The following is a 13,933-nucleotide window of genomic DNA, read 5'->3' on the forward strand; positions in this document are numbered from 1 at the left end:
TCCCCGAGGCGTTCGCGAAGCCTTCACAAAGGCCAGCTGACCTGCACAAATATGTGGTTGAAGTGTTGACTGAAACTAATTACTTTAATTTTCAGCAATACACCTCGTGGTCCCTTTTGCGCCCCGTTTGACACGAGAAGCGCTGGCACGATCCAGCCAACCCCGGTCACTTGGTTGCCGGTGGTACGAGAGGAAACTCCCATGGGCCACATGGATCACTTCAGCGCCGGATGGGTCACGCCCGTCCTGTCCTATGCGATGGCCTGCGTCGGCTCGGCGCTCGGCCTGCGCTGCACCGTCCGGGCGCTGGAGGCGGACGGCGCCTCCAAGCGGAACTGGCTGCTTCTGGCCTCCGTCGCCATCGGCTCCGGTATCTGGACCATGCACTTCGTCGCCATGCTGGGCTTCAGCGTCGAGGGCACCCCGATCCGCTACGACGTCCCGCTCACCGTCCTCAGCCTGCTGATGTCCGTCGGTGTGGTCGCCGCCGGTGTCTTCACCGCGGGCTACGGGCGCTCACGGGTGACCTCGGTCGTGTTCGGCGGCCTGGGAACCGGCGTCGGTGTCGCGGCCATGCACTACACCGGCATGGCCGCGCTCAATCTGCATGGACAGGTGGACTACGACCCCAGGCTGGTCATCGCGTCCGTCGCGATCGCGGTCGTCGCGGCGACCGCCGCGTTGACGCTCACGCTGGTGGTGCGGGGGCCGGTGCTGGCCACCGCGGCGGCGCTGGTCATGGGCCTCGCGGTGAGCAGCATGCACTACACGGCGATGTACGCGGTGAGCATCGAACTGACGCCCAGCAGTGCGGGGTTGGCCGGTGCCACCCCGACCGAGTTCATCTTTCCGTTGGCCGTCGTGCTGGGGTCGTTCCTGTTCCTCGCTGCCGCGTACGTCGCCTTGTCGCCGACCGGTAAGCGTCATGAGTCGGCCATCGCCGCGGAGTTGCTCCGCGAGGTCGAGCTGACCACCGCGTAGACATCTGGTCGACTGCGCGCCCTGAAGGGGCGTTGCAGAAACGTTCATTTCATCGCGAGCAAGGTCTCCCCTATGTCCTTTTCCCGTACCTTCGCGCGGCTGCGGCCCAGATCTGTTCGAGCGAAAATCGTTTCGCTGCTCATGTTGCCCATCGTGTCGCTCATGGCGTTGTGGGGGTTCGCCGCTGTGACGACCGCGTCCAGCATCGGGGACACCGAGCGGGCCAAGGACGTCAACGCGGAACTCCTCACACCGGTCGGGGAGTTCGTGACCGCGCTGCAGGCCGAGCGGACGGCCACGCTGAGCGGTGCCGGGGTCGGGCCCGCGCGTCGGGCCACCAACAAGGCCGCCGACGCGCTGAAGGACGGCATCAACGCCTCCAGTTCGGACGCCGCACTCCTCGACGCCAGCCTGCCCGGCCGCATCGACACCCTGGAGGCCGACGTCGGCCGGCTCACGGCCCTGCGCGGCGAGGCGGGTTCCAAGGGGGCGGCGCCCCCGACGACGTACACGAAGTACACGGCGGTCATCGACGACGCCTTCGCCGTGACCGGCGGCCTCACGGGGGACGAGGGCACCGGCGCCGCCTCCGACGCGCGCGTGGTGCTCGAACTGGCACGCGCGCGTGAGGCGTTGGCGCAGGAGCAGGCGCTGCTGGCCGCCGCGCGGGCGGGCGGAACGCTGGGCCGGGAGCAGTACGAGCTGTTCGTCGGCGCGGTCGCCACCCAGCGGGAGCTGCTCGAGCCCGCGGTCGCCGATCTGAGGACCACGCACCAGGCGGCGTACCAGGAGATCCTGCGGGGCACCGGGTACGCGCGCGTGCAGGCCGTCGAGGACCGGGTGCGCGCCGCCGGTCCGGGACCCCTGTCGCAGGCGGCGCAGGCGGGCTGGGACACCGCCTCCGCCGGGGTGCTGGCGAAGCTGACCGCGGCCGAGACGGCGGCCGGCACCGGTGCCACCGCCAAGGCCGACCCGTTCGGCTGGGACACCCTCGGCGCCTCCGGGATCGCCGTGGTGCTCGGTCTGGTGGGCGTGCTGCTGTCACTGCTCGTGTCCGTGCTCGTCGGGCGCGGTCTCATCGTCGAACTGCTCGACCTGCGCAACTCCGCCCTCGAGGTGGCCGGCCGACGCCTCCCGCAGGCCATGCGCAGGCTGCACGCGGGGCAGGGCGTCGACATCGACGCCGAGGCTCCCATGCGCCGCCTGGCCGGTGACGAGCTCGCCCAGGTCGGTACCGCCCTGACCGCGGTCCAGCGTGCCGCGCTCAAGGCCGCCTCCGAGCGGGCCGAACTCCTCAGCGGGATCTCCGGGGTGTACGTCTCCCTCGCCCGCCGCAGCCAGGTGCTGCTCCACCGCCAGCTGGACCTGCTCGACGCCCTGGAGAGGCGCCAGCAGGACCCGGCCGTGCTGCGGGAGCTGTACCAGGTCGACTACCTGGCGACGCGGATGCGCCGGCACTCCGAGAGCCTGCTCATCCTGTCCGGGATCGCGCCGGGCCGTGGCTGGCGGGACCCGATCCCGCTGGCGGAGGTGCTTCGCGCGGCCGTCGCCGAGATCGAGAACGCGCCCCGGGTGCAGATCTGGGCGGTGCCGAAGGTCTCCGTGGTCGGCGGCTCGGTCGCCGACGTGATCCACCTGATCGCCGAGCTCGTGGAGAACGCGGCCGCGTTCTCCCCGCCCAGCACCCAGGTCCAACTGCGCGCCGCCCGGCTGCGTGAGGGCGTCCTCATCGAGATCGAGGACAGCGGCTTCGGCATGAACGAGGAGGCTCTCGCCGAGGCCAACCGCAAGATCCAGTCCGACCGGGTCGACCTCCTCGACGCCAAGCAGATCGGCCTGATCGTGGTCAACCGGCTGCGCGAGCGCCAGGGACTGCAGGTGGAGGTCCGCTCCTCGCCGAACGGCGGGGTGACCGCGGCCGTGTTCATCCCCGAGGGGCTGACCCGCGACGACATGCCGGTGGCCGAGACCGCCCAGCACGGACGCGGTCTCGCCCCCGCGACCGCACTGATCCAACGCCGGGGCATGGCCGGCGCCTGAGCCCCGCAAGCGGCCCCTCGCACCCGGAGGTGTTCCCCGACGGGTGGGGGCCGCTCCCGGGGTGATTCCCCGAGAGGCGAGAGGCCCCTCCCGGGGGTGATTCCCCGAGAGGCGAGAGGCCCCTCCCGGGGGTGATTCCCCGGGGCGCGGGGATGTCCGTGCGCCGGACTACCCTGGAGGGTCGATCGATCCCCCTGGGCAGGAGAGAAATGGCCGTCAATCTGGTCAATGTCGAGAACGTCAGCAAGGTGTACGGCACCCGTGCCCTGCTGGACGGTGTCTCGCTCGGCGTCTCCGAGGGCGATCGCATCGGCGTCGTGGGCCGCAACGGCGACGGCAAGACCACCCTGATCCGCATGCTCGCCAAGCTGGAGGACGCCGACACCGGGCGCGTCACCCACTCCGGCGGCCTGCGCCTGGGCGTCCTCACCCAGCACGACTCCCTAGACCCGGCGGCGACCGTCCGCCACGAGGTCATCCGGGACATGGCCGACCACGAGTGGGCGGGCAACGCCAAGATCCGGGACGTCCTGACGGGACTCTTCGGCGGGCTCGACCTGCCCGGCTTCCCGCAGGGCCTCGACACCGTCATCGCGCCGCTCTCCGGTGGCGAGCGCCGCCGTATCGCCCTCGCCAAGCTGCTCATCGAGGAACAGGACCTGATCGTCCTCGACGAGCCCACCAACCACCTCGACGTCGAGGGCATCGCCTGGCTGGCCAAGCACCTGCGCGAACGGCGCTCGGCGCTGGTCTGCGTCACCCACGACCGCTGGTTCCTCGACCAGGTCTGCACCCGCATGTGGGACGTGCAGAAGGGCGATGTCTACGAGTACGAGGGCGGGTACTCCGACTACGTCTTCGCGCGGGCCGAGCGCGAGCGGATCGCCGCCACCGAGGAGACCAAGCGGCAGAACCTCGTCCGCAAGGAGCTGGCATGGCTGCGGCGGGGCGCTCCCGCCCGTACGTCCAAGCCCCGCTTCCGGGTCGAGGCGGCGAACGAACTCATCAAGGACGTGCCGCCGCCGCGGGACACCAGCGAGCTGATGAAGTTCGCGTCCTCTCGGCTGGGCAAGACCGTCTTCGAGCTGGAGGACGTGACCGTCCAGGCCGGTCCGAAGGTGCTGCTGAAGCACGTGACCTGGCAGCTCGGCCCCGGGGACCGGATCGGTCTCGTCGGGGTCAACGGCGCCGGCAAGACGTCGCTGCTGCGGGCCATGGCCGAGGCCGCGCGGACCGAGGGCGAGACGCAGCCCGTGGGCGGGCGGGTCGTGGTCGGCAGGACCGTCAAGCTCGCCTACCTCTCCCAGGAGGTCGCCGAACTCAACCCCGCGCTGCGGGTGCTGGAGGCCGTCCAGCAGGTGAGGGAGCGCGTGGACCTCGGCAAGGGGCGCGAGATGACCGCCGGGCAACTGTGCGAGACGTTCGGCTTCAACAAGGAGAAGCAGTGGACGCCGGTCGGGGACCTGTCCGGTGGTGAGCGGCGGCGGCTCCAGCTGCTGCGGCTGCTGATGGACGAGCCCAACGTGCTGTTCCTCGACGAGCCGACGAACGACCTCGACATCGAGACGCTGACCCAGCTGGAGGACGTCCTCGACGGCTGGCCCGGCTCGATGGTCGTCATCTCCCACGACCGGTTCTTCGTCGAGCGCACGACCGACCGGGTCTTCGCGCTGCTCGGTGACGCCACCCTGCGGATGCTGCCGCGCGGCATCGACGAGTACCTGGAGCGGCGGCAGCGGATGGAGGAGGCGGCGGCCGCGGTCACCCCGGCTCCGGTGAAGGCCGTGCCCGAGAAGAGCGCGGCGGATCAGCGGGCCGCGAAGAAGGAGCTCCAGAAGATCGAGCGGCAGCTGGACAAGATCTCCGAGCGGGAGAACAAGCTGCACGGGCAGATCGCCGACAACGCCACCGACTTCGCGAAGGTCGCCACGCTCGACGCCGAGCTGCGGGATCTCGCGGGGGAGCGGGAGGAGCTGGAGATGCGGTGGCTGGAGCTGGCCGAGGACGCGTGAGGGCGGCGCGTGCGGGTGTCGTACATCGTCCTCGAACGTCAGGAAAGCCGGGAATTCAGCCCTTCCGGGACACTTCTCGCCGGTAGGGGAAGCGCAACGTCGAACTAGCGTGTAGCTTCCGGGGGCATGAAGGGCGGGGGGCTGGGAGAGGGCCTCTGTCCGCGCGGATCAGTGGGCATCCATAGTGGGGCTTTCACGCGGATCCATGGGGGGACTGGGGGGTTGCTCGATGGGAGTTCGGCTCATGGTGGTCGACGACCACCGATTGCTCGCCGAGGCGCTGGCCTCGGCACTGAAGCTGCGGGGGCACCGGGTGCTCGCGGCGGCGGCGCCTGCCGCGGGGGCGGCGGAGCTGGTGATCAGCCGGGCGCCCGAGGTGTGCCTGCTGGGTACGGCCACGCCGGCCGAGCCGGGGATGTTCGACCCGGTTGTGAAGATCAAGCGGGAGCGGCCGCAGGTGGCGGTGCTGGTGCTGGGGCCGGTCCCGAGTCCTCGCGGGATCGCCGCCGCGTTCGCCGCGGGGGCCTCCGGCTATGTGCGGCACGACGAGCGGATCGAGGGGGTCGAGCGGGCGATCATGAAGGCGCGGGCGGGGGAGGCTGCGGTGGCGCCGCAGTTGTTGCAGGGGGCGTTCAGTGAGCTGCTGAATCCCGCGGCGCAGCCGGACGACGAGGGGCAGCGGTTGCTCCAGATGCTGACGCCTCGGGAGGTGGAGGTGCTGGTGCGGGTAGCCGACGGGGAGGACACGCGGCTGATCGCGGCGGGGATGGGGATAGCGCCGTCGACCGCGCGCACGCATGTGCAGCGGGTGCTGATGAAACTGGGGGTCGGGTCTCGCTTGGAGGCGGCGGCACTGGCCGCGCGCACGGGGTTGCTGGACCGGGCCGGTCCGGTGCCGCAGCCTCCGGCGGTGGGGCCGTGAAATCTGCGGGTTCGGTGGGGGCGGGCGTTGTGCGCAGTTCCCCGCGCCCCTGAGATGCCCGTCGTGGCGCACGTCGACCGCAACCCACCCAGGGGCGCGGGGAACTGCGCGAACAGCCACGACGGACGCGCAGTCGCCCCGCCACCGAACCCGGCACCCCCAGGCGCCCGGCTCAAGCCCAGCGCAGCGGGGGCGCGGGGAACTGCGCGAACAGCCACGACGGACCCGCAGTCGCCCGCCGACCGAACCCGGCACCCCCTCAGGGGGCGTCCTCGCCCTCAGGTGGATCCACCCGCACCGGCGCCGCAGGCTTCAGCTTCAGCCAGATCAGGAAGAAGATGCCCAGCGCCAGCATCCCCAGGCCCGTCCACAGGTTGATGTTGATGCCCTCCGACTTGTCGAGGGAGGAGTCGGAGGGGTTGATGCCGGCGATCGTGACGATGATGCCGTAGAGGACGAACAGGCCGCCGATGATGCGGCGCAGGTCGAAGATGCGGGCTGCCGTGGCCGACTTGGCCTGGAGTTCGGAGACTTCCCGCTGGACGTCGTGTTCGGACATGGTTCCTCGAATCCTCCGCGATCAGAACGAGAACGGGATGTAGCAGGCGGCGGCCAGGACCACGGCACCCCAGCCCAGCAGGGCCGGCCTGCGGTACCACGCGTCGTCGCCCGCGGCCGGCGGCTCGGACATGCCCGGGGACGTCGTGCCGTAGACCAGGCCCTGGAGTTCCTCCGTGGGCTTCGGGGCCGTGAACAGCGACACCGCGACCATCACCACCGCACCCGCCACGAAGCCGACGATCGCGGAGACGAAGTTGGCTCCCTGGTCGGTGGGGATGTCGACGATGCCCTGCTTGTAGATCCAGAAGTAGTTCACCATCGCCGCGACCGTGCCCGCGAGCAAGCCCCAGAAGCCGGACTTCGCCGACGCCCGCTTCCAGAACATGCCGACGATGAAGACGACGAACATCGGCACGTTGAAGAAGGAGAACAGCGTCTGGAGGTAGCTCATGATGTTCGAGAAGGAGGAGGCCAGGAAGGCCGTTCCCACGGAGGCGCAGACGCCGATGACCGTGATCAGGCGGCCGAAGCGGACGTAGTACTCGTCCTCCCGGCCCCGCCGCACGTAGCGGCCCCAGATGTCGTTGGTGAACACCGTGTTGAAGGACGAGACGTTCGCCGCCATGCCGGCCATGAAGGCGGCCAGGAGGCCGGTGACCGCGATGCCGAGGACGCCGTTCGGCAGGAGCTGTTCCATGAGGTAGGGGATGGCGTCGTTGTACTGGTAGCCCGAGTCGGACGTGCCGAAGCCGGGGATCAGGGCGGCCGCCACCAGGCCCGGGATCATTACCAGGAACACGATGAAGATCTTCGGGTACGCGGCGATGAGCGGGGTGCGCTGGGCCGCCGAGAGGTTCTTCGCGGACAGGGCCCGCTGGACCTCCGCGAAGTTCGTCGTCCAGTAACCGAAGGACAGCACGAAGCCCAGACCCAGCACGATCGTCAGCCAGTTCGCGCCCAGCGGGTTGGCGCTGCCGATGCCCGTGCCGCCCCAGGCGGTGGTGAAGTTGGCGCCGTGCTCCGCCGTCAGCTTGTCGGTGAGGCCGCCCCAGCCGCCCACCTTCTTCAGGCCCAGGACGACCAGCGGGATCAGGGCCGCCAGGATCACGAAGAACTGGAGGACCTCGTTGTAGATCGCCGAGGAGAGGCCGCCGAGCGTGATGTACGCCAGGACGAAGGCGCCGGCGACCACGATCGCCACCCATTGCGGCCAGCCCAGCAGAGCCTCCACGACGATCGCGAGGGCGTAGAGGTTCACGCCGGCGATGAGGATGGCCGCGAAGGCGAACAGGGCCGAACTCAGCAGGTGGGCCCACTTGTCGAAGCGCAGGAGCAGCATCTCCGGGACCGAGCGCACCTTGCTGCCGTAGTAGAAGGGCATCATCACCAGGCCGAGGAAGACCATGGCCGGGATGGCGCCGATCCAGTACCAGTGGACCGTGTAGGCGCCGTACTGGGCGCTGTTGGCGGCCATGCCGAGGATCTCCGTCGCCGCCAGGTTGGCCGAGATGAAGGCCAGACCCGTGATCCAGGCCGGCAGCGAGCGACCGGAGAGGAAGAAGTCCAGGCTCGTCTTCACCGAGCGGCGGGCCGCGAAGCCGATCCCGAGGACGACGACGAAGTAGATGCCGAGGATCGTGTAGTCGAGCCAGTTGGTGGGGAGCCTCAGCTCGGCCGCGAGGTATGCGCTATGTGCGGCATGTGCGCCGTTTGTGGGGGATTGCATAGTCAGCAATTGAACACCTCGACTGATGCGCTTTGTTTGATTGCGGTGTTGACTCTGGTGGGGGGTTATGGTTATTTGTGTTTAGTTATGTTTGAGTGAAGGAGTCCAGCGGTGAAGAAGACCTCGACCCGGCTGGCCGACGGTCGCGAGCTCATCTACTACGACCTGCGCGACGACACCGTCCGCGACGCCGTGGACCGGCGTCCGCTGGAGCGGACTGTCACCACGTCCGAGGTTCGTCGGGATCCGCTGCTCGGCGACTCCGTTGCCATCGCCTCGCACCGACAGGGGCGCACCTACCACCCGCCCAAGGACGAGTGCCCGCTGTGCCCCACGCAGGGTGAGCGCCTCAGCGAGATCCCGGACTCGTCGTACGACGCCGTGGTCTTCGAGAACCGTTTCCCCTCGCTGGCCGGGGACTCGGGGCGCTGCGAGGTGGTCTGCTTCACCTCCGACCACAACTCGTCCTTCGCGGACCTCACCGAGGAGCAGGCGCGGCTCGTCCTGGACGCGTGGACCGACCGGACGTCGGAGCTGTCTCATCTGCCCTCCGTGGAGCAGGTCTTCTGTTTCGAGAACAGGGGTGCGGAGATCGGTGTGACCCTGGGTCACCCCCATGGCCAGATCTACGCGTACCCCTTCACCACCCCTCGCACCGCCCTGATGCTGCGTTCTCTCGCCGCGCACAAGGACGCGACCGGAGGGGAGAACCTCTTCGACGCCGTACTGGAGAGCGAGCTCGCCGGTGAGCGGGTGGTCCTGGAGGGCGAGCACTGGGTCGCCTTCGTGCCCTACGCCGCGCACTGGCCCTACGAGGTGCACCTGTACCCGAAGCGCCGGGTGCCCGATCTGCTCGGGCTCGACGAGGAGGCCCGCACAGAGTTCCCCCAGGTCTATCTGGAACTCTTGAAGCGCTTCGACCGGATTTTCGGCGAGGGTGAGCCTCCGACGCCGTACATCGCCGCCTGGCACCAGGCCCCGTTCGGTGCGCTGGAGGACTTCGAGGGTGTCAACCGCGACGACTTCGCGCTGCATCTGGAGCTTTTCACCATCCGTCGTACGTCCGGCAAGCTGAAGTTCCTCGCGGGCTCCGAGTCGGGGATGAACGTCTTCATCAACGACATCCGGCCGGAGGCCGCGGCACAGCGACTGCGAGAGGTAGCGAGTTCATGAAGTACCTGGTGACAGGTGGCGCGGGGTATGTCGGCGGGGTCGTGGCCCAGCACCTCATCGAGGCGGGCCACGAGGTCGTCGTCCTCGACAACCTCTCCACCGGCTTCCGCGACGGAGTGCCCGCGGGCGCCTCGTTCATCGAGGGCGACATCCGCGACGCCGCCAAGTGGCTCGACTCCTCCTACGACGGCGTGCTCCACTTCGCCGCGTCCTCGCAGGTCGGCGAGTCGGTCGTGAAGCCCGAGAAGTACTGGGACAACAACGTCGGCGGCACCATGGCGCTGCTCGGCGCGATGCGCGAGGCCGGCGTCAGGAAGCTCGTCTTCTCCTCCACGGCCGCCACGTACGGGGAGCCCGAGGAGGTGCCGATCGTCGAGTCGGCGCCCACGAAGCCCACCAACCCGTACGGCGCCTCCAAGCTCGCCGTCGACTTCATGATCACCAGCGAGGCGAACGCCCACGGCCTCGGTGCTGTCTCCCTGCGCTACTTCAACGTGGCCGGCGCCTACGGCAAGCAGGGCGAGCGGCACGACCCCGAGTCGCACCTCATCCCGCTGATCCTCCAGGTCGCCCAGGGCAGGCGGGAGGCGATCTCGGTCTTCGGCGAGGACTACCCGACCCCGGACGGCACCTGCGTCCGCGACTACATCCACGTCGCCGACCTCGCCGACGCCCACCTCCTCGCCCTGAAGGCGGCCGAGCCGGGCGAGCACCTCATCTGCAACCTCGGCAACGGCGAGGGCTTCTCCGTCCGCCAGGTCATCGAGACGGTCCGCCGGGTGACCGGCCACCCGATCCCCGAGATCGTGGCCCCCCGCCGGGGCGGCGACCCGGCCACCCTGGTCGCCTCAGCCGCCACCGCCCGCGAGAAGCTGGGCTGGAACCCGACCCGCGCGGACCTCGCGGGGATCGTCGCGGACGCCTGGGAGTTCGCGCAGCACATCGCGAAGGAGCAGTAGTGGCACAGCAGGTGCGGGACGGGTTCGTCGAGCTGTACGGGGCCGAGCCCGAGGGTGTCTGGTCGGCGCCGGGCCGCGTCAACCTCATCGGTGAGCACACCGACTACAACGACGGCTTCGTGATGCCCTTCGCGCTGCCGCACACCGCGACCGCGGCCGTCTCCCGGCGCACCGACGGCGTCCTGCGGCTGCACTCGGGCGACGTCGAGGGCGGCGTCGTCGAACTGCGCCTGGACGACCTCGCCCCGGAGAGCGACCGGAACTGGACCGCCTACCCGGCCGGTGTGGTCTGGGCGCTGCGCGAGGCCGGCCACCCGGTCACCGGCGCGGACATCCACCTCACCTCGACGGTCCCGTCGGGCGCGGGCCTGTCCTCGTCGGCGGCCCTGGAGGTCGTCGTCGCGCTCGCCCTGAACGACCTGTACGAACTCGGCCTCCAGCGCTGGCAGCTGGCCCGGCTGTGCCAGCGCGCCGAAAACGTCTACGTCGGCGCCCCCACCGGGATCATGGACCAGACCGCGTCCGCCTGCTGCGAGAGCGGCCACGCCCTGTTCCTCGACACCCGGGACCTCTCCCAGAAGCAGATCCCCTTCGACCTCGCCGCCGAGGGCATGGTCCTGCTCGTCGTCGACACGCAGGTCAAGCACTCGCACAGCGAGGGCGAGTACGGCAAGCGCCGCGCCGGCTGCGAGCGGGGCGCGGCCCTGCTCGGCGTCGACGCGCTGCGGGACATCCCCTACGGCGAGCTCGACGCGGCCCTCGGACGGCTCGGCGACGACGAGGAGGCCGTCCGTCTGGTGCGGCACGTGGTCACCGAGGACGAGCGGGTCGAGAAGGTCGTCGCCCTGCTGGAGTCGGGCGAGACCCGTGCGATCGGCCCGGTGCTGGTCGCGGGCCACGCCTCGCTGCGGGACGACTTCCGGATCTCCTGCCCGGAGCTGGACCTGGTCGTCGACACCGCCCTCGCCTCCGGTGCCCTGGGCGCCCGGATGACCGGCGGCGGCTTCGGCGGCTCGGCGATCGTGCTGGCGGAGGCGACCGACGTGGAGGCCATCACCAAGGCGGTCGAACAGGCCTTCGCCGCCGCGGAGTTCACCGCTCCGCGGGTCTTCGAGGCGGTTCCCTCCCCGGGGGCCCGGCGCCTGGCCTGAGACCGGCTGACCGCTGTTTTGCCCGGCTTGATCCGAACTTGGGGAAAGCCGGGCCTCACCCTGACGTACGCCCCAGTAGGTTCGGAGCGTGAGTCGAGGGCGTCATCGCATCCTGTCGGCGATCGGCATCGGCTGCTACGCACTTGCCGCGATCGCCGGCCTCTTCGTGCTGGCGGACCACCAGGGCTCCGGCCTCCTGGTGCCCCTGTGGATCGCCCACGGCGTGCTCCTCGCCGTGCTGCTGACGAAACTCGCCGCCGACGAGACCGGCCTGTCCGCGGCGCTCCTCGTGGTGGGCGCCTCCCTGGTGGCGGTGTACATCGCCGACCTGGCCCGCGACGACCTCACCCTGGAGCGGCGCGGCGAACGGATCAGCGCGACCGTCGTCCGTGAGTGGCTCGACCCCGACCAGAGCCGGGCCGACCACACCTACGACTACGCCCTCGCCCGCCGCGACGGCACCCGGCTCCCCGGCCCCGCCCTCCAGGCCGGGTCCGGCAGCTTCGCCCTCGGCCAGCGCGTCACCGTGCTCGCCGACCCCCGGGGCGAACTGCGCCCCCGCGTCCCGGGAGACCTGGACGCGACCCGGGACGTGCTGAGCGTCGGAGCGTTCGCGCTGATCGCACTCGGCGTGGTCGCGGCCACGGCCCGCCGGGGCATGACCGTCTCCCGCCGGCGGGAGGAGCGGGCCAGGCTGGAGGAGCAGGAGCACATCCTCCGCGAGGCCCTGCGCACGGCCGCCGCCGACCCGAACGGCTTCGTCGAGGTGCACCCCGAGCACTACCCGGACGTCTCCCACCGCCGCGCGGCCGGCATCGCGGGCGAGCTCGGCCTGGAACCCGCGGACGATCCGGGCTCCTGGCGCTTCAGGGGCTGAGCCGCTTGGTCAGCGTGAACTCCGTGACCCCCGGCGGGTAGTCCGGGATCACGCAGACCACGTCGTAACCCTGCTTCCGGTAGAACTCCGGCGCCTGGAAGTCCCAGGTCTCCAGGCGCACGGAGGTGCAGCCCCGCTTGTGACGTGCCGTGCGCTCCGCCTGTGCGAGCAACTGCGAACCCAGGCCCGCCCCGCGGTGCCGTTCGTCGACCCAGAGATAGGTCACGTGGAGCCAGCCGGCCCAGGTGTGGCCGACCAGTCCGCCCGCCAGGGCGCCGGCCTCGTCCAACACCCAGAGATGGAGCGGAAGTTCGCGTTCACCTGGGGTTCCGCGCAGGGCGCGGAGCACCGGGGAGGCCGCCGTGTTGGCGTCCCGCAGCCGGGTGCGGAGCAGATCGAGCCGGGCCTTGTCGACTTCTGTCTCCAGACGAAACATGCGGCTCACCATAAACGCACCGGACAGCCAGTTCTGCAAATAACCTTCCGCTCCTGCCCCCCGGCCGTACCCTGATGAACAGCACCGGTGGGGGCCGGTGCTGATGCAGGGGGGCGAGACAGTCGGGTACGGCGCCCGAAGTGGGGGTAGCAGTTCTTGCGCGGCGACGGTCGTGCGGCCATCGTGCTTCAGGCGTCGTACTCGCGGCGGTGTCGTCTCCCGAGTCGTCCTCAGACGATGGCGATGGGGTATCCCCTGCTCTTCGAGAGCTCGGGGAAGGGGGTTACGTGGTTCGCATCCGAGTCCTGGTCGTCGACGACCATCGCATCTTCGCCGAATCGCTCGCCGCGGCGCTCGCGGCCGAGCCGGACGTGGAGGTCTCCGCGGCCGGCAGCGGTCCTGCCGCGCTGCGCTCGCTGGAGCGGGCGGCCGCCGAGGGCCGCCGCTTCGACGTCCTGCTCGTCGACGCCGACCTGGGCGGCAACGTCCAGGGCATCAGGCCCGCGGTCTCCGTGCAGGAGGGCAACGAGGACGGTCTGGTAGACGGCATCTCGCTGGTCGCCGGGGTCCGTACGGCGCAGCCGGCGGTCCGGATCGTCGTGCTCGCCGAGAAGGACGACCCGCGCCGGGCCGCGCTCGCGCTCCAGGCGGGCGCCTCGGGCTGGGTCGCCAAGGACTGCTCGCTGTCCCGGCTGCTCACCGTCATCCGGGGGGTCCTGCGGGACGAGACCCATCTGCCGCCCGCGCTGCTCACGGGCGTCCTGCGCGAGCTCACCGCGGCCCGCAAGCACCGCACCGAGAGCGAGCGCCTGGTGGAGTCCCTCACTCCGAGGGAGCGCGAGGTGCTGCGCTGCATGGTGGCCGGGCTGGGCCGCAAGGCGGTCGCCGAGCGGCTGTTCCTCTCCCCGCACACCGTCCGCACCCATATGCAGAACGTCCTCGGCAAGCTGGGCGTCCACTCCACCCTGGCCGCCGTCGCGTTGGCGCGGCGCGCGGGTGTGGGGCCGGCCGACCTGGCCGGGGATGTGGTCGAACGGGGCGGTCAGCTGGCGTAGGGAGCAAGGCCGCCTGATCATCGTCCGCGGGCGGCCACGC

At 70.4% G+C, this 13,933-nt stretch carries 12 protein-coding genes; 9 read left to right on the forward strand and 3 right to left on the reverse strand.

From position 1 onward, the window contains the following. Window positions 1-201 precede the first annotated feature (201 nt). The 4 genes from H295_RS0123505 to H295_RS0123520 all read left to right on the forward strand — a co-directional run bounded on the left by H295_RS0123505 (window position 202) and on the right by H295_RS0123520 (window position 5,955). Window positions 202-981, forward strand: a complete 780-nt coding sequence (locus H295_RS0123505; protein ID WP_020137808.1) for an MHYT domain-containing protein — start codon at window positions 202-204, stop codon at window positions 979-981. Window positions 982-1,122: 141 nt separating this feature from the next. After that, a complete protein-coding gene (locus H295_RS0123510) occupies window positions 1,123-3,021 on the forward strand; it encodes a nitrate- and nitrite sensing domain-containing protein (protein WP_020137809.1) in 1,899 nt (632 codons plus the stop codon). A 209-nt stretch (window positions 3,022-3,230) separates the two neighbouring features. Continuing rightward, the gene (locus H295_RS0123515; protein WP_020137810.1) at window positions 3,231-5,033 is read left to right on the forward strand and encodes an ABC-F family ATP-binding cassette domain-containing protein; all 1,803 of its coding nucleotides are present in this window, start codon (window positions 3,231-3,233) and stop codon (window positions 5,031-5,033) included. A gap of 229 nt (window positions 5,034-5,262) precedes the next feature. Next, the gene (locus tag H295_RS0123520) at window positions 5,263-5,955 is read left to right on the forward strand and encodes a helix-turn-helix transcriptional regulator (protein WP_028809668.1); all 693 of its coding nucleotides are present in this window, start codon (window positions 5,263-5,265) and stop codon (window positions 5,953-5,955) included. Window positions 5,956-6,214: 259 nt separating this feature from the next. Here the strand turns inward: H295_RS0123520 and H295_RS0123525 are convergent, their stop codons facing one another. Next, on the reverse strand, window positions 6,215-6,514 hold the full coding sequence (locus tag H295_RS0123525; protein WP_020137812.1) for a hypothetical protein: 300 nt from the start codon (window positions 6,512-6,514) through the stop codon (window positions 6,215-6,217). A 21-nt stretch (window positions 6,515-6,535) separates the two neighbouring features. Next, window positions 6,536-8,242, reverse strand: a complete 1,707-nt coding sequence (locus H295_RS0123530; protein WP_020137813.1) for a sodium:solute symporter family protein — start codon at window positions 8,240-8,242, stop codon at window positions 6,536-6,538. Between the two features lie 111 nt (window positions 8,243-8,353). Here H295_RS0123530 and galT point away from each other — a divergent pair, with 111 nt between their 5' ends. From galT to H295_RS0123550, 4 genes are all read left to right on the forward strand, one after another. After that, window positions 8,354-9,415, forward strand: coding sequence for a galactose-1-phosphate uridylyltransferase (gene galT / locus H295_RS0123535; protein ID WP_020137814.1), 1,062 nt, complete (start codon window positions 8,354-8,356; stop codon window positions 9,413-9,415). Then, window positions 9,412-10,374, forward strand: coding sequence for a UDP-glucose 4-epimerase GalE (gene galE / locus H295_RS0123540; protein ID WP_020137815.1), 963 nt, complete (start codon window positions 9,412-9,414; stop codon window positions 10,372-10,374). Before galT ends, galE begins: the two co-directional genes overlap by 4 nt. Continuing rightward, window positions 10,374-11,525: a galactokinase gene (gene galK / locus H295_RS0123545; protein WP_020137816.1), complete on the forward strand. Its 1,152-nt coding sequence runs from the start codon at window positions 10,374-10,376 to the stop codon at window positions 11,523-11,525. Before galE ends, galK begins: the two co-directional genes overlap by 1 nt. 88 nt (window positions 11,526-11,613) lie before the next feature. Beyond that, complete coding sequence (locus H295_RS0123550; protein ID WP_020137817.1) at window positions 11,614-12,402, forward strand: hypothetical protein; 789 nt, start codon at window positions 11,614-11,616, stop codon at window positions 12,400-12,402. On the opposite strand, the gene H295_RS0123555 is transcribed toward H295_RS0123550, so the two are convergent. Continuing rightward, complete coding sequence (locus tag H295_RS0123555) at window positions 12,392-12,850, reverse strand: GNAT family N-acetyltransferase (protein ID WP_020137818.1); 459 nt, start codon at window positions 12,848-12,850, stop codon at window positions 12,392-12,394. The genes H295_RS0123550 and H295_RS0123555 overlap by 11 nt on opposite strands. A 275-nt stretch (window positions 12,851-13,125) precedes the next feature. On the opposite strand from H295_RS0123555, the gene H295_RS0123560 reads away from it, so the two are divergent. Further along, entirely contained in the window at window positions 13,126-13,893 is a 768-nt protein-coding gene (locus tag H295_RS0123560; RefSeq protein WP_020137819.1) for a LuxR C-terminal-related transcriptional regulator, read from the forward strand. The last annotated feature ends 40 nt before the right edge of the window (window positions 13,894-13,933 follow it).

Source organism: Streptomyces sp. 351MFTsu5.1 (genome assembly GCF_000383655.1).
In the GTDB taxonomy this organism is placed as follows: Bacteria; Actinomycetota; Actinomycetes; order Streptomycetales; family Streptomycetaceae; genus Streptomyces; species Streptomyces griseorubiginosus.